15 protein-coding genes are annotated in these 16168 nt (G+C 65.2%); 9 read left to right on the forward strand and 6 right to left on the reverse strand.

Annotation, left to right across the window (positions count from 1 at the left end):
- Positions 1–52 precede the first annotated feature (52 nt).
- Positions 53–1576: an acyl-CoA synthetase gene (locus tag AC51GR_RS08520; RefSeq protein ID WP_496324200.1), complete on the reverse strand. Its 1524-nt coding sequence runs from the start codon at positions 1574–1576 to the stop codon at positions 53–55.
- Between the two features lie 42 nt (positions 1577–1618).
- The gene (locus AC51GR_RS08525; RefSeq protein WP_496324201.1) at positions 1619–2044 is read right to left on the reverse strand and encodes a VOC family protein; all 426 of its coding nucleotides are present in this window, start codon (positions 2042–2044) and stop codon (positions 1619–1621) included.
- Positions 2045–2142: 98 nt separating this feature from the next.
- Here AC51GR_RS08525 and AC51GR_RS08530 point away from each other — a divergent pair, with 98 nt between their 5' ends.
- The 3 genes from AC51GR_RS08530 to AC51GR_RS08540 all read left to right on the forward strand — a co-directional run bounded on the left by AC51GR_RS08530 (position 2143) and on the right by AC51GR_RS08540 (position 6374).
- Positions 2143–3111 (forward strand): helix-turn-helix transcriptional regulator, encoded by a 969-nt coding sequence (locus tag AC51GR_RS08530; protein ID WP_496324202.1) that lies wholly within the window; start codon positions 2143–2145, stop codon positions 3109–3111.
- A 59-nt stretch (positions 3112–3170) separates the two neighbouring features.
- Positions 3171–4691: an amidohydrolase gene (locus AC51GR_RS08535; protein ID WP_496324203.1), complete on the forward strand. Its 1521-nt coding sequence runs from the start codon at positions 3171–3173 to the stop codon at positions 4689–4691.
- Positions 4692–4850: 159 nt separating this feature from the next.
- Positions 4851–6374 (forward strand): SulP family inorganic anion transporter, encoded by a 1524-nt coding sequence (locus AC51GR_RS08540; RefSeq protein WP_496324204.1) that lies wholly within the window; start codon positions 4851–4853, stop codon positions 6372–6374.
- 30 nt (positions 6375–6404) lie between these two features.
- Here AC51GR_RS08540 and AC51GR_RS08545 read toward each other — a convergent pair whose 3' ends face one another.
- The gene (locus AC51GR_RS08545; RefSeq protein WP_496324205.1) at positions 6405–6614 is read right to left on the reverse strand and encodes a dodecin; all 210 of its coding nucleotides are present in this window, start codon (positions 6612–6614) and stop codon (positions 6405–6407) included.
- A 159-nt stretch (positions 6615–6773) separates the two neighbouring features.
- On the opposite strand from AC51GR_RS08545, the gene AC51GR_RS08550 reads away from it, so the two are divergent.
- The 5 genes from AC51GR_RS08550 to AC51GR_RS08570 all read left to right on the forward strand — a co-directional run bounded on the left by AC51GR_RS08550 (position 6774) and on the right by AC51GR_RS08570 (position 12517).
- Positions 6774–8951, forward strand: coding sequence for an FUSC family protein (locus AC51GR_RS08550; RefSeq protein WP_496324206.1), 2178 nt, complete (start codon positions 6774–6776; stop codon positions 8949–8951).
- A 154-nt stretch (positions 8952–9105) separates the two neighbouring features.
- Positions 9106–9267, forward strand: a complete 162-nt coding sequence (locus tag AC51GR_RS08555) for a hypothetical protein (protein WP_496324207.1) — start codon at positions 9106–9108, stop codon at positions 9265–9267.
- 74 nt (positions 9268–9341) lie between these two features.
- Positions 9342–9698 (forward strand): UBP-type zinc finger domain-containing protein, encoded by a 357-nt coding sequence (locus AC51GR_RS08560; protein WP_496324208.1) that lies wholly within the window; start codon positions 9342–9344, stop codon positions 9696–9698.
- Between the two features lie 280 nt (positions 9699–9978).
- Complete coding sequence (locus tag AC51GR_RS08565) at positions 9979–10857, forward strand: alpha/beta fold hydrolase (RefSeq protein WP_496324209.1); 879 nt, start codon at positions 9979–9981, stop codon at positions 10855–10857.
- 94 nt (positions 10858–10951) lie between these two features.
- Entirely contained in the window at positions 10952–12517 is a 1566-nt protein-coding gene (locus tag AC51GR_RS08570) for an MFS transporter (protein WP_496324210.1), read from the forward strand.
- A gap of 2 nt (positions 12518–12519) precedes the next feature.
- On the opposite strand, the gene zwf is transcribed toward AC51GR_RS08570, so the two are convergent.
- Together zwf and AC51GR_RS08580 are read right to left on the reverse strand one after the other, a co-directional pair.
- Entirely contained in the window at positions 12520–13992 is a 1473-nt protein-coding gene (zwf, locus tag AC51GR_RS08575) for a glucose-6-phosphate dehydrogenase (RefSeq protein ID WP_496324211.1), read from the reverse strand.
- A gap of 105 nt (positions 13993–14097) precedes the next feature.
- Positions 14098–14652 (reverse strand): NADPH-dependent FMN reductase, encoded by a 555-nt coding sequence (locus AC51GR_RS08580; protein WP_496324212.1) that lies wholly within the window; start codon positions 14650–14652, stop codon positions 14098–14100.
- Between the two features lie 276 nt (positions 14653–14928).
- Here AC51GR_RS08580 and AC51GR_RS08585 point away from each other — a divergent pair, with 276 nt between their 5' ends.
- Positions 14929–15375 (forward strand): riboflavin kinase, encoded by a 447-nt coding sequence (locus tag AC51GR_RS08585; RefSeq protein WP_496324213.1) that lies wholly within the window; start codon positions 14929–14931, stop codon positions 15373–15375.
- An 18-nt stretch (positions 15376–15393) separates the two neighbouring features.
- Here the strand turns inward: AC51GR_RS08585 and AC51GR_RS08590 are convergent, their stop codons facing one another.
- Positions 15394–16167, reverse strand: a complete 774-nt coding sequence (locus tag AC51GR_RS08590; protein ID WP_496324214.1) for a nucleoside phosphorylase — start codon at positions 16165–16167, stop codon at positions 15394–15396.
- Position 16168 lies beyond the last annotated feature (1 nt).

Genomic DNA, 16168 nt, shown 5'->3' on the forward strand with positions numbered 1-16168 from the left:
ATCGCGGGAACTTTTCGAGGCCGCAATGAAACACATTGGACCGAGCGCCCGCCTACAGACCCGCCCGCAACTCGCGCTTGAGCAGCTTGCCACTCTGGTTACGCGGGAGTTCGTCCACGATGACAACACGTTTCGGCACCTTGAACGGCGCGATCTGATCCTTCACATGAGCGATCAACACCTCGGGCGCCACCTCGCCGGCATCGGGGCGCAACACCACCACGGCGGTGATCGCCTCGATCCACTTCTCGTCGGGGGTGCCGATCACCGCGACCTCGGCGACGCCGGGATGGGTATAGATCGCATCTTCGACCTCGCGTGAGGCCACCAGGATCCCGCCGGTGTTGATGACGTCCTTGATGCGGTCGACCACGGTGAGGAAGCCCTGCTCGTCCCGGGTGACGAGGTCACCGGAGTGGAACCAGCCGCCGCGGAACGCCTCTTCGGTGGCTTCTGGATTCTCCCAATAACCTTGGCACAGTTGAGGCGAACGGTAGAGCACCTCTCCGGCGGTGCCGTCCGGAACATCGTTGCCGTCCGCGTCGACAACCCGCGTCTCCACGAAGAACACGGCCTTGCCGCAGGAAGCGGGCCGGTCGGCGTGGTCGTCGGGTCCCAGGACCGCAGCGAGCGGTCCGATCTCGGATTGCCCGAAACAGTTGTAGAACTTGATGTCCGGGTATCGCTCACGCAGACGGTTCAGCACGGTGACCGGCATGATCGAGGCCCCGTACTGGGCCTTGCGCAACGAAGAAAGATCTCGGGTGTCGAGGTCGGGATGCCCGGCCAGTGGCACCCACACGGTCGGCGCGAGGAACAGCGATCCGATCTTCTCGGCTTCGATGCGGCGCAGGATCTCCGGGATGTCCGGAGTCTCCATCAGGCTGATCGTCGCCCCGACCGACAGCAGCGGGAGCATGAACACGTGCATGCCCGCCGAGTGGTACAGCGGCATCGCGATGAGCGGGTTGTCGGACTGATCGAAGTCGAGTGCGATCACCGACGACACGTATTCGTGGACCATCGCACCGTGGGTCATCATCGCGCCCTTGGGTTTTGACGTGGTGCCTGACGTGTAGAGAAGCTGCACGAGTTCGGAGTCGGCGACCTCCCAATCAATCTCCGGCAGATCCCCGTCCGTGCTGTGCTCGAGAAGTGAACCGTCCTCGTCGCGCAGGGTGATGACCTGCGCAATGTCGAGGGCGTCGACGACGGGCGTCAGGTTCTCGCGCAGCGCCGGATCCACCAGGACCGCGCGGCTGCCCGATTGGCCGATGAGGTACGACAACTCACCTTCTTTGAGCGCGTAGTTCACCGGCACGTGAACCAGTCCGCCGCGGGCGCAGGCGAGGAAGGCGATGACGTAGGCGTCCGAGTTGGTGCCGTAGGCCGCCACGCGATCGCCGGAGTTCAGGCCGAGTGACCGCAGGTGACCCGCAGCCCTGGTCACCGCGTTGTCGAGCTCGGCGTATGTCCAGGCGCGGTCGGCGAATCGCAGCGCGGTCCGGTCGGGGAACCGCGCTGCGGTCCGGCGCAGCACTCCATCAACGGTACTGAAACGGGGGTTGGCGATCATGCCCCGACTTTATAGGACGTCCAAGTATTGGCGGCGCAGATTTCACTGGCCGGGACGGTCGACCGCCACGTCGAGAACCCAGGTGACGCCGAACTTGTCCACGAGCATTCCGTACAGCGGAGCCCACGCCGCCGGGCCCAGATCGACGATGGTCTTCGCCCCCGCGGAGAGCTCCTTCCAGTAGGTGGTGATCTCCTCGGCATCCCGGCCGCGTACGGACACGAAATGCGCGTTCACCCCGGCGTCGTAGGGCACGGCGGACGGCACGTCGTAGGCCATCACATGAAAGCCGTTGCCCGCCTGCACCTGGCCCCACATGATCTGATCGGCCTCCGCCGGTTCCTGCACGTTGTGGGCGTCCGAGTAGCTGATCGCGGTGAGTTCTCCGCCGAATGCGCCCTGGTAGAACTCCAGGGCCGCCTTGGCGTCGCCGCGAAAGTTCAGGTGGTTGGTGACCGTGATCGACATTTGTTGCTCCTTGGTTGGTGCGCTCTGCGATTGACGATCACCAGACTCACGCCAGTAGCGGACAGATAGCGGCCACTACTTCCGGCAGGATGATTCCCATGGCAGAAACCTCGGCTCGACTCCTGTCGCTGCTGTCACTCCTTCAGACCCGGCGGGTGTGGGCGGGGCCGCAGCTCACCGAGCGGTTACGGGTCAGCAACCGGACGATGCGCCGTGATATCGAGAGTCTGCGGGAGATGGGCTACCGCATCGACGCGATCAAAGGCCCCGCCGGCGGCTACCGACTGGGCGCCGGATCCGAACTCCCGCCGTTGCTGTTCGACGACGAACAGGCCGTCGCCATCGCACTCACGCTGCAGTCCGCCACCTCGCCGGGCATGGAAGAAGGGACAGCGCGGGCCCTGGCCACCGTCCGCCAGGTCATGCCGGCCCGTCTACGGGGGCGCATCGACACCCTCGAGGTCACCGCGGTCCCCCGAACGGCCGGCGGGCCGGCCGTTCCGCTGGATACGGACACCCTCCTGGCGGTCGGTGCCGCCGTGAGCGCCGGGGAGGTCCTGCGGTTCGACTACCAGAGCGATCAGAAACCGGGCGGCGACCTCGTGCCACCACGAAGGGCCGAGCCCCATCACCTCGTCAGCCACGACGGGCGGTGGTATGTGGTCGCGTGGGATCTCGACCGCGACACCTGGCGGACGTTCCGCATCGACCGGATGACACCCCGCGTTCCGACCGGCCCACGCTTCCGGCCACGGGATATACCCGGGGGTGATGTGGGTGCGTTTGTCGCGGCCCGCTTCAAGGGATCAGGCACCGCGAATTCCTGGCCCTGCCAAGGCGAGATACTCCTCGACGCCCCGGCGACCGCGGTGTCGCCCTTCGTCGAGGACGGGACCGTCGAGGATCTCGGCCCGGATCGTTGCCGCCTGCAGATCGGCTCGTGGTCGTGGACCGCGCTGGCTGCCGGGATCGGCCGATTCGACGCCGATTTCCGGGTTGTCGGTCCACCGGAACTCGCGGACGCCTGTGCGGGGCTGGCACGCCGGTACGCGGCAGCCGCGGAATGACACCACGGAGTCCGAGCCCACATTGCGCCGCGGATGCTCCTACTGGAAAGTGATCTCTCGTGGCCTCTTCGACTTTCATCCGGCGCGCACGACTGGTGCCGGTGCGCACGCCCGTGGCGACCGACTCGCCCGTTGACATCAGGATCACCGACGGCGTGGTCACCGAGGTCGCACCCGGATTGCGCCCCGGGCGCGACGACGTCGTTGTCGACGCCGATGGCCGGTGGGCGATTCCGGGGCTGTGGGATCAGCACGTACACATGTCGATGTGGGCGCAGACCCGAGCGAGGATCGACGTCTCCGCCGCCACCTGCGCGGCCGACGTCACCCGGATCATCGCCGACCACGTCGAAGCACTACCCGGACCGTGGCAGGGCCGTGCACTCCTCGGTTACGGTTTCCGGACGGCGCTGTGGCCCACCCAGCCCACCGTCGCCGAGCTCGACGCCGTGAGCGGACACCACCCGGTGATCCTGTCCAGCGGCGACGTTCACGCCGGCTGGCTCAACAGCAAAGCGCTTGCACTGCTGGGAATTCCACCGCGTGACACCCAGCTGTGCGAGGCCGAGTGGTTCGACCTGCAACCCGCGCTCGCGCAGTTGTCGGCGGCCTCGAACGACGTCGAATCGCTTGTCCGTGCGGCGGTCGATGAAGCTGCCGGTCGCGGCGTGGTGGGCATCGTCGACTTCGAGATGACGGCCGGGCATCGCGAATGGCCGCAACGTTTCGCGGCCGGGACCGATCGGGTGCGGGTGCAGCCCGTCACGTACGCCACCACCCTCGACGAGGTCCTCGCCGCCGGATTTCGGACCGGAGATCGGTTGATGGAGGGTTCGGACCTGCTGACCATGGGTCCGTTGAAGATCTTCTCCGACGGTTCCCTCAACACCCGGACCGCGCACTGTTGCCAGCCCTACGCCGATGCTGATGAGCTCGAACATCCGCGCGGACAACAGTTTTACGACAGCGCCGAATTGACCGAGCTGTTGGCCCGAGGCACTGCCGGCGGACTCCGCATTGCCCTGCACGCCATCGGCGACGCCGCGGTGGACCAGGCGCTGAGCGCTTTCGAGGCCACCGGCGCTCGCGGTGGTATCGAGCACGCGCAGTTGATCCGCTTCAGCGACATCCCCCGGATGAAGGCACTGGGAGTCCGGGCGAGCGTGCAACCCGCGCACCTCCTCGACGACCGCGACGTCGCCCTCCGCTGCTGGCCCGACCGCGCTGATCGCTGTTTTGCCCTGCGGTCGATGCTCGACGGTGGTGTCGCCCTCGTCCTGGGATCCGACGCCCCGGTCTCGGTCCTCGATCCGCGGCTGGCCATGGCGGCGGCGGTACATCGCGGTCTCGAAGGCCAGGACCCCTGGAATCCTTCCGAATCACTCACACCCGCAGAAGCGCTGGCGGCCAGCACCGACGGTCAGTCCACCATCACCACGGGCAGCCGGGGTGACGTCGTGCTGCTCGACGAGGACCCGCTGCAACCGGCCACCACCACCGCGCAGGCGGCGCAGATACTGCGGGATCTCGGCATCGCGGCAACGATCACCGCGGGCCGGATCACCCATCTGGCGATGTGACGTGCCTCAGGTCACGGGCGCTCTGAGTTGGCAGCGCACCGGCCGGCTCGGTACGTTCCTACAGTCCCGAAGGCGCTGACCTCGGGTGACAATCGCGGAGTCGCGCCGTGTGACCCAGCGCCGTAGGACCAGGCGATGAAGACCAGAAAGTGAACTCCCGTGCCCAGCGCAGTGAAGACAGCCCATTCGCAGACGCCACCGGCAACGGTCCGCTCACTGCTCCGCTCCCCGGTGCAGCTGCGCAAAGAGATCCTGGCCGGTCTGGTGGTCGCCCTGGCGTTGATACCCGAGGCGATCTCCTTCTCGATCATCGCCGGCGTCGACCCACGGGTCGGGTTGTTCGCCTCGTTCACGATGGCCGTCACCATCGCGGTGGTCGGTGGCCGGCCCGCGATGATCTCGGCCGCCACCGGTGCGGTGGCGCTGGTCGTGGCACCGGTCGTCGACGAGTACGGCCTCAACTACCTCCTGGCCACCGTCATCCTCGCCGGTCTGCTGCAGATCGTGCTGAGCCTGATCGGCATCGCCAAGTTGATGCGCTTCATCCCGCGCAGTGTGATGACCGGTTTCGTGAACGCGCTGGCCATCCTGATCTTCAGCGCGCAGCTTCCGCAGTTGTTCGGCGACGACATCCCCCCGCTGGTGTACCCGCTGGTTGCCGTGGGTTTGGCGATCATCGTCTTCCTACCGCGCCTGACCTCGGTGATCCCGTCCCCCCTCGTCGCCATCGTCCTTCTGACGGTGCTCGTGACGTCAACCGGTTGGGACGTCCCGACAGTCGAAGATGAAGGTGCCCTGCCTGACTCCCTGCCGTCGCTCCTGCTCCCCGACGTTCCGTGGACGTGGCATACGTTGTCGGTCATCGCGCCATACGCGCTGGGCATGGCCCTGGTCGGGTTGATGGAGTCGTTGATGACCGCCAAACTCGTCGATGACATCACCGACACCCACTCGGACAAGACCCGCGAGAGCTGGGGTCAGGGCGTGGCGAACATCGTCACCGGATTCTTCGGTGGCATGGGCGGTTGCGCGATGATCGGCCAGACGATGATCAACGTCAAACAGTCGGGGGCCCGCACCCGGTTGTCGACGTTCCTGGCCGGTGTCTTCCTGTTGATCCTCGTCGTCGTGCTCGGCGACATCGTGGGCGTCATCCCGATGGCCGCGCTGGTGGCGGTGATGATCATGGTGTCCGTCGGCACGTTCGACTGGCACAGCATTCGCCCCCGCACACTGCGGTTGATGCCGTTCGGAGAAACCCTCGTGATGCTGGTGACTGTCGTGGCCACCGTCGCCACCAGCAACCTGGCAATCGGTGTGGTCCTGGGAGTGCTGACGGCGATGGTTCTGTTCGCCCGCCGGGTGGCGCATCTGACCGGGGTCGAGGCGACCACGGAGACCACCGACGACGGTGTGGAGGTCCGGCGGTATCGCATCACCGGCCAGCTGTTCTTCGCTTCCAGCAACGATCTCGTGTACCGGTTCGACTACGCCGGCGACCCCGACACCGTCGTCATCGATCTCACCGCGGCCGACGTCTGGGACGCCTCGACGGTTGCCGCCCTCGACGCCATCTTGCGGAAGTATCGCGACCGCGGGAAGCAAGCCACCATCGTCGGGCTCACCGGATCGAGTCTCGAGCGCCTCGAACGTCTTTCCGGAAATCTCGGCGCCGGACACTGACGCCGACTTCCGCATGCTCGACCGGGTTTTTCAGTCCTCGATCTTGAACCCGACTTTCAAAGTCACTTGAAAATGGGCGATTTCACCGTTTTCCACGTGACCACGGGTCTCGATCACCTCGAACCAGTCGACATTACGCAGCGATTTGTTCGCCCTCGCGATCGCCTTCTTGATGGCGTCGTCGGAACTCGTCATCGATGTTCCGACGATCTCCGTGACTCGATAGACATTCTCACTCATTCGCGGTCCTCGATTGATCGGTGGGTGAAACTCGTTCAATGGGCGTCAATCCCTCGCACTGCCAACGGTACTGATCGAGCGCCACGGCGGGGCCGTTCGCGGGACATCGGCTGTGATCAGTTTCCCTCGGCCGCTCGGACACCCGGCTAGGATGCGAAAATGGGCATGCCCGTCCGCCGGCTCCGCGAGAGGTTCGTTGCTGCCGTCGGTAAGCGTGATCCTGATTTCGACGCGTTACGACGCGCGATCCGACCGGCACTGGTTGTTCCGATAGCTGCGGCGTTCGCCGTACACCACGGGGGCCCGCAGACACCTCTGTTCGCGATCTTCGGTTCGGTTGCGCTCCTCATCCTCGCCGACTTCCCGGGCAATCGAAGCCGACGGGCCGCGAGCTACTGCGGGCTGGCCGTGGTGGGCTATGCCTTCATCAGTTTGGCCACGGTGCTCGGTCAGCCGGGATGGCTGGCCACCGTGTCGATGCTGGTGGTGGGCGTGATCGTGTCATTCGCCGCGATCCTCGGCTCCAGTTTCTCGGCCGGGCAGCGATCGGCACTGCTGCTCTATGTCGTTCCGGTGGCGTCCCCCGAGGGGCCGCTGGGAGATCGGTTGCTGGGCTGGACCATTGCCCTCGCATTGAGCGTTCCGGCTGCCCTGTTCCTGCTACCGCCGCGCCACCACAACGAACTGCGCACCCGTGCGCAAGCCGTGTGCAGTGGTTTGGCGGAGTACATGACGCCGAGTTCCGACACCACCGCAACGAAGCCGGCCACCGTCGACGTCATCGCACTGATGGACCGGCTGCGGCACACGTACCTGAGCTCCAACGCGCGGCCTGCCGGCCTATCCGCAGGAAGCCGGGCCATCATCAGGGTGGTGGACGACCTCGAATGGCTGACGACCCAGGTGGCCCGGCGCAATGTGCAGCTGCCCGATGACCTGCGTGGACCGTCGGTGACAGTACTGCAGCGCGCGGCCGACATACTCGCGGCCGACGCCCGAGAGGTCAGATCGGTCGATCGCAATGCACTCGACAACGCCGCCGAGCACCTGCGGTCGTTGATACACAACAGTTTCGGCCCGAACCTGGACCTCATCCGCATCGATCCCAGTGACGCCGACGCCGAGGCGGACGGCCTGAGACTGCTCGAAATCCACACCAGCTGCAGCACCATCGCACTGATCGGCCGTACCGTGGCGTGGGCGTCGGCAGCCGACGCGCGACCGATGCTGCAGAAGATTCTCGGACGAGAGCTACCACCCACCGGGGCAGCGGATTCGGTGCTCTCCGAGTATGAGGCGACCCGGGTCTCGGTGTCCGCGACCTTGATCGAGAACTCGGTGATCGCACGAAATGCGTTGCGCACCGGTGTCGGTCTCGCCGCCGCCGTTGCCCTCGTGCAGATACTGCCCGTACAGCATGGATTCTGGGTCGTTCTCGGTGCGCTGTCGGTACTGCGCACCAGCGCCCTGGCAACGGGTTCGAATGTGCTTCGGTCGGTGGTCGGCACCGCGGTCGGATTTCTTGTCGGAGCACTCATCATCATCGCCATCGGCACCAATGAGATCGCCCTATGGGCGGTGTTGCCGATCGCGGTGTTCGGCGCCGCGTACATCCCCAAGGTGATCTCTTTCGCCGCCGGACAGGCAGCATTCACGGTGTTCATCCTGACCCTCTTCAACGTGCTCGGTCCCAGCGGCTGGAAGATCGGACTGGTCAGGGTCGAAGACGTCGCAATCGGCTGCGCCGTAGCCGTCGTCGCCGGGATCGTGATGTGGCCGCGTGGCGTCGCGGAGGCGGCCCGCGCCACCATCAACTACTCCATGGCCGTCCACGCCCGCTACCTCAGAGCTGCCACGACCAGGATGACCACCGGCTCGACCAGCGTCACCGAAACCGCTGTGACCGAGCTGCGCATGGAAAGCCAGGTGGCCTATCGCGCTTCTGATGATGCAGCGCGGCAATATCTTTCAGAAGCAGGCGCAGCCGCAGAACGCCGCACACCGATGGTGGGCGCACTGGGACGATCCATCCGGCTGCGCATCGTCGCCGATTCGATTGCCGACCTCACCCCGACCCCACACCCGAACGCAACCGCGCCGAACCTCTGCACGGTCATCGACATCCAGGCCGCCCGGCTCACCGTCGACACCACTGACAGTGAGCCGGCTGGCACGCAACCCACGGACCATCCGAACCGAATCGCGGCTGCAATGGTGGCCGCGCTTCGCGCCGACAGCGAGAAAAACAGTCTGGGCATCGACGAGGCACGTCCACTCATCGCGACAGCGGCCTACCTCGGCGAGCTCGAGTTGATGCGTGGGAGCAGACCGCAATAAATCAGTTGCCGTGGCGCTCTGATGGCAGCAACACTGTCCTGACCTGCACAACCTTCGCCATCACAAGCCTTGGCAGAAACTTTGCCAAGGCTGGCAATTCCGCCACTGTTGGCAGAAAGTTATTGAACGGATAGTTACTGCCATGGAATTTTTGGTGATTATCGGACCGGCCGTGGTGGCCGGGATCATTGCGGTGTATCAGAACCACACCTCGCCGCATGCGCCTTTTGATGCCGCCGGCCGGCCGACCTCCGCACGTACCCAACTCGAACTCGAACTGCTCACCCGACGCGAGGACGCGCCCAGCAAGGCTTGATCAGATCTGCTCGGCAACAACAGATTTCGCTGCACTGCGTGCAATGTCGACGAGGCTGGTCTTGGATGGGATGCATGACGACCCCTTCCATTGATCCTGCGGTACCACCGAGCGGTCCGGGCTGCGTCGATTGCGAGCGCACCGGCGGTTGGTGGTTTCACCTCCGTCGATGCGCGGCGTGCGGGCACATCGGATGCTGCGACGATTCCCTCTCCCGTCATGCGTCCGCCCATGCCACGACAAGTGGGCACCCGATCATCCAGTCATACGAGCCGGGTGAGGACTGGTTCTGGGACTACTCCACCAACGACTACTACAACGGACCGGAGTTGGCTCCCCCGCACTCCCGGCCCGCCGAACAGTCGACACCCGGACCGGCCGACCGACTCCCCACCGACTGGGTCGACCTACTGCGCAATCGCACCGACTGACCCCCGTCGACCGTGCCGAACCGACCGTCGAGCGTGCCCAACCGACCGTCGACCGTGCCTTGGTTACCGTCGACCGTGCCAAAGATGCACGACGCGCTCGGTGTCTGTGCAAGTTGGGCACGCTCGACGGTGTTTTGGGCACGGTCGACGGTGATTTGGGCCCGCTCGGTGGATTCGATCGGGCTGCGCAAAAGAGCTCAGTTGTCCCCGGAAACCCTCTGTGGCCGCGGTCTGGTCGATAGTGTTCTCCACAGACCAGATCACCGAAGAGGACAACCCGATGCCCACTGAGTTCGACCTGCTGCCCGAGAACGCCGAAGAGCTTGGCCTGGAACCGGATCGGATCCCGCCGGTCACCCGGATCGACACTGTGGTCGACGGGCGGGCCGTCAGCGCGCTGCAGTGGGGCACCGAATCACCACGGCTGGTGTTCCTGCACGGCGGTGGCCAGAACGCCCACACCTGGGACAGTGTGGTGCTGGCGCTCGGGGTGCCGGCGCTGGCCATCGACTTACCCGGCCACGGCCATTCGGACTGGCGTGACGACGGTGACTACCGGCCACACCTCAATGCGCAGGCTGTCGGACCGGTGATCAGGGACCTCGCCCGGGACGCCGAGTTGGTGGTCGGGATGTCGCTGGGCGGGCTCACGACCATCTCGCTGGCCGCCCGCCACCCGGGGTTGATCAAGCGCGCGATCCTCGTCGACGTCAGCCCGGAATCACCCAAACGGGTCGAGAATCTCAGTGGCAAGGAACGCGGCACCGTTGCGCTGGTCGGCGGACCGGACACCTTCGACGATCTCGACGAGCTGATCGAGCTCACCGCTGCCGCCGCCCCGAACCGTCCCCGATCGTCGATCCGGCGAGGCGTCATCCACAACACCCGCCAGATCGACGACGGCCGCTGGCGATGGCGGTATGACCGGTTCCGCAAGTCCATCGAGCCCGAGCCGCTGTGGAAAGACCTGTCCGACAGCGAGACTCCGATCACCCTGATCCGGGGCGCCCTCTCCCCGTTCGTCGCCGACGACGACGTCGACACGTTGCGTCGGTACCGGCCCGGCCTGGAGGTCTTCACCGTCGACGGCGCCGGACATTCGGTCCAGAGTGATGCACCGCTCGAGCTCGCGAAAATCGTTGCGAACACCCTGCGCTGACATCGATTAGCCCCGGATGGGCGAACGATTCGCGATACTCTTGCACGGCTTGGCGTTTCAGTACGGATACTGCACATCCGCCGGAGGAGAACCCGTGACTGCATCGGTCACCGACAAGGCACCTCCTCGCGCGAAAATCGTCCTGGCAACACTGATCCTGGTCGCCGGCGTTGCCAACATCAATCTGGCGGTGGCCAACGTCGCGCTGCCCGACATCGGCAAGGACTTCGATGCCGGTTCTGTCGGATTGAACCTCGTCGCCGTGGGCTATTCCCTCGGTCTGGCCGCCTCGGTCCTGTACTTCGGAGCCCTCGGCGACCGGCATGGCCGCAAACGGATGCTCGTCATCGGGCTGGCGCTGTCGATTCCGGCGTCGCTCATTGCCGGGTTTGCCCCGAATGTCGAGATCTTGTTCGCCGGCCGTCTCCTCGGGGGCGTCGCGGCCGGACTCGCCTATCCGACAACACTGGCCATCATCACGGCATTGTGGCAGGGCGCGAGCCGCACCAAGGCCATCGCGGCCTGGTCGGCGCTCGGTGGTGCGATCACCGCTCTGGGCCCGGTCCTGTCCGGCGGCCTGCTCGAGGTGTTCAGCTGGCATTCGGTATTCCTCGTGACCCTGCCGCTGGCCGTCGTCGCACTCATCGCCGCACTCAGACTGATACCCGGTGACAGCGGCGACTCCACCGATCCGGTCGACAATCTCGGCGGCGTCCTGTCCATCGCCTTCATCGGTGCGATGGTGTTGTCGTTGAACTTCCTGCCGATGGCCGGTGCCGGGACGATCACAGCGATCCTGGCGGCCATCGCGCTTGCCGCCGCGATCGCATTCTTCGTCCGGCAACACCGCGCCGCCACACCACTGTTCGACCTCACGATCGCCGCCAGGCCAACCTTCTGGGTCGCCGCATTCGGCGGCATCGTCGTGTTCGGCACCCTGATGGGCGCGATGTACATCGGCCAGCAGTACCTGCAGAACGTCCTGGAGTACTCGACACTCGCGGCCGGCGCCTCGGTCCTCCCGGCCGCGGCCTCCATGGTGATCGTCGCCCCGCTGTCGGCGCGGATGGTCGAGAACCTCGGATCCCGCACGACACTGCTCGTCGGTTTCGCGTCCATCGGCCTCGGCATGGTCTTCGCCATGACGATGTGGAGCGAGCACGCCCATTACTGGCAGGTCGCGCTGGTCTACATCTGCATCGGTGTGGGAGTGGGTATCGCAGGTACACCGGCGTCGAGGTCGCTGACCGGGTCGGTGCCGTTGTCGCGGGCGGGGATGGCCTCGAGCATGTCCGACCTGCAACGTGACCTCGGCGGCGCGATCATGCAGTCGATCCTCGGCGCCCTCCTCACCGCCGGTTACGCCCACGACCTGTCGAAGCAGATCTCCGGATCACCGGACGCCGACACCATCACCGACCAGACCCAGGCGGCGCTGACCAAATCGTTCTCCAGTGCCGCCGATCTCGCCGAACGCTATCCCGACAACGCCACCGAGATCCTGTCCGCGGCACGAGAGGCGTTCGTGCGCGGCGACTTTCTGGCCTACGCCTCGGCGATCATCGTTGTGTTCATCGGCGCCGTGGTCGTCCGGATCTGGTACCCGAACCTCACCGAAGAGCGGGCGCTGATGAAAGAATATGCGGCCGAGGACGAGTGAGGTCAGTCCTGCTTCTTGTGGCGCCAGATCCGTTCGAACGGCAGCCGCCAGGCGTGCGGCGCGATGAGCTGATGAATCGCGTTGGGGCCCCAGGAACCCTGACTGTAACTGCGTACCGGCGGCGGCTCGGCCAGCAGCGGCGCCGAGACATCCCACAGGCGTTCAATGCCTTCGGCCGTGGTGAACAGCGTGTGGTCGTTTTTCATCGCATCGAGGATGAGACGTTCGTAGGCCTCCAACACCAGCCCGGACTGCTCGGTTTCCTGCATGGCGAACTGCAGGCTCAGCTTGTCGAGCTTCATGCCCGGACCCGGCTTCTTGCCGTAGAACGAGAGCGACACCTTGAACTCGTCGGCGAGGTCGAACGTCAGATGATCCGGACCCTGTTGTCCCACACCGGATCCGTCCGGGAACATACTCTTCGGCGGTTCATGGAACGCGATCGAGATGATGCGCTGCCCATCGGCCAGCCCCTTCCCGGTCCGGAGATAGAACGGGACCCCGGCCCACCGCCAATTGTCGATTTCCGCCTTGAGTGCCACGAAGGTCTCGGTCTGCGACTCGGCGGTGACACCGGGTTCGTCGCGATAACCGGTGTACTGGCCTCGCACCACGTTTCGGGGATCAAGCGCCACCATCGACCGGAAGACCTTGTTCTTCTCCTCGCCGATCGGGCCGGGCGCCAACGCGGTCGGTGGTTCCATCGCCACGAACGCCAGGATCTGGAACAGATGGGTGACGACCATGTCCCGGAACGCGCCGGTCGATTCGTAGAAGTGTGACCGGCCTTCGAGCGCCAGCTTCTCGGGCACATCGATCTGGACGTAATTGATGAAGTTCCGGTTCCAGATCGGTTCGAACAATCCGTTGGCGAACCGGAAGGCCAGAATGTTCTGGGCCGCTTCCTTGCCGAGGAAGTGATCGATACGGAAGATCTGGTCTTCGGCGAACCACTGGTGGATCGAGGCATTCAACGCGACCGCGCTGTCATGGTCGGTGCCGAACGGCTTCTCCATGATCACACGGGATTTCTCCACCAGTTCGGCTTCGTGCAACATCTCGAGTACGGCCATCGCGGCCTTCGGCGGCACGCTCAGGTAGTGCAGCATGTGGGCGTCGGTACCGAGCACCGCCAGCTCCTGGCGCACCTGTGCGGCGAGTGCTTCAGCGCCGGCACCCTGCGGCACATAGCTCAGGGTCTCGGCGAACTCCGCCGCCGCCTCGGGTGTGAAGACCCGGCTGGAGAACTCGCTGCAGGCCTTGACCGCAACCGCGCGGAACTCCTCGGTGTCGAGGTCGTCGAGCGAGGTTCCGACGATCCGCATCGGCGGTGCCAGTTTCGACATGAACAGATGAAAGAGGCCGGGCAACAGCTTTCGGCGGGCCAGGTCGCCGGTGGCACCGAACAGCACCACAACATGGGGCGGCAACTTCTTGGCCGCTGTGGCCCCGTGGGCCTCTTCGAGTCCGGACACATCGTCGATCGTCCCACCTGAGAGCGAAGTAGGCAGCGCAACCGAGGCGACCCCGACTTCGTCCCGCTGACGACCTGCCGAGGGTGCATTGCCCTCGGCGCCCCGCTATGGAGCGGTTTTCAGGGCCGGACGGACCGAACCCGCCACCGACGACAGTGCGGTGAACACGGCGGAATAGTCGGCAGCTGCCTGCGCGATGAAGCTGTCGAGCTCGGGCAGGTTGTCGATGACGAAGTACAGACCGCGGCCCGGTATCGCGGCGCCCAACTCCAGGAGCAGAGGCGCCAGTGTCGTCTGGGGTGCCAGCGAATGTGTCAGGTCGCCGCCGGTGAACACGGGTATCGCGACCACGCCTTTGAGGCCGTCCGTGCCGTATTGATCGAGAAATGCCTTCAGCAATCCGGTGTAGGAGGCCTTGTAGGTGGGTGTGGCAAAAATGACCAGGTCGCTGGCCGCGACCGAAGTCTTTGCTGCGGTGACCTTTTCCGAGCCCCACTGGAACAGTTCATCTGCCAGGTCGGCGAGTTCGATGACCTCCACCTCGTACGATCCCGGCTCAAGGAGCGCCGGCGCGAGTGCCTCGGCGACCGTCCTGGTCCGCGAATGCGGCTTGGGGTTCCCGACAACAACCGAGACCTTCAACGATCCAGCTTCAGACAAGGCGGTCAGCTCCAGACTCCATGGTGGCGGCGTGCTCATCGGCCGCAGACCGGCATTTCTGCGACCGTGGGTGAGGCTACGTCACCAGCGCGGCCCTGCCACGGGTTTGAGTCGCCGAGAGTTTTTCGTCGTCGCCCGGACGATGAAACCCCCCACATCGCGACGGCCAGATCGCAGGTGCGCAACCGGACCGGTCTACGCTCGAAGGCAGCATTCGGTCGCCGCTCGATGCGGTGTCCGCACCCGCCGATTGTGACCCCACGAAGGGATAGTGCAGTGACCAGCAACTCCGACGAACCGCTCGGCTACGCCGCGGGCGTGATCGTGCGTGGCGAAGGACGCGGAGCGCCCATGGGCTTCCCGACCGCGAACATCCGCGCCGAAGACGAGAGTCGGATCCCCGAGGACGGTGTCTACTTCGGCTGGTTCAGCCTGGCCGAGGGCGAACCGCCGCGCGGTCGTCTTCACCCGGGCACCTGGCTGCCTGCGCTGATCTCGGTGGGCAACAACCCGACATTCGACGGTCGCACCCGCACGGTGGAGGCGTACGTCATGGATTTCGAAGAAGACCTGTACGGCGCCCATGCGGTCGCGGAGCTGACAACGCTGGTGCGTCGGATGGAGAACTTCAACTCGATCGACGACCTGGTCGATGCCATGAACGGCGACAAGCAGGCAGCCCGCGACCTGATGGCCATGTACCCGACCCGGCCGGAAGCCTGACCGACCCCGAATACCTGCTCAAAGGTCAAGTGCAACAGCAGTATCGAGTGCAACCTCGATACTGCGCATCCAGCCGTCCTTGAGTGCGGCCTTCTGGTCGCCGTAGACGCTGACACCGTCGACGAGATTACTCGAGCAGGCACACACCATGCCGGCCCGCAGTCCGCGCAGTTTCGCAACGACGTACAGCGCCGAACTCTCCATCTCCACGTTCAGGATTCCCATCTGGGACAACTGGGAAATCCACTCCGGGCCTTCCGCGTAGAACGCGTCGTCGGTCGCATTGATGCCCGAGTACACGCGAAAGCCGCCACGCTCCGCCGCCATGGCCTCGGCGACGCGACGCAGTTCTGCCGCGATCGAAATATCCGGCACCGCAGGGAAACCCGGATGGACGTATGCCGCGGTGGTTCCGTCATTGCGCAGCGAACCCTCGCTGACCAGGAGGTCACCTGGGGCGATCCCTGGCTGCAGACCGGCCGAACTCCCAACGCGGATAAGCGAAGTGACACCAACCCGGGCCAACTCCTCCACCGCGATGGCCGTCGACGGGCAACCCATCCCCGTCGAGGTCGCGGTGATGAGTTTGCCCTTGTAGTAACCCGTCATCGTCCGGTGTTCGCGATTGTGGGCGACGTCCCGCACATCGCTCAGGAACTCGGCGACAAAGGGCACCCGGAACGGATCGCCCGGCAACAACGCCACTGTTCCGACCTCACCCGGGGCCACCCCGATGTGGTACTGCCGGACATCGAGTCCGGCGGCGTTCTTGTCGACGATCTGCTCTGACACT

The sequence above is a fragment of the Williamsia sp. z71 genome (assembly GCF_059553375.1).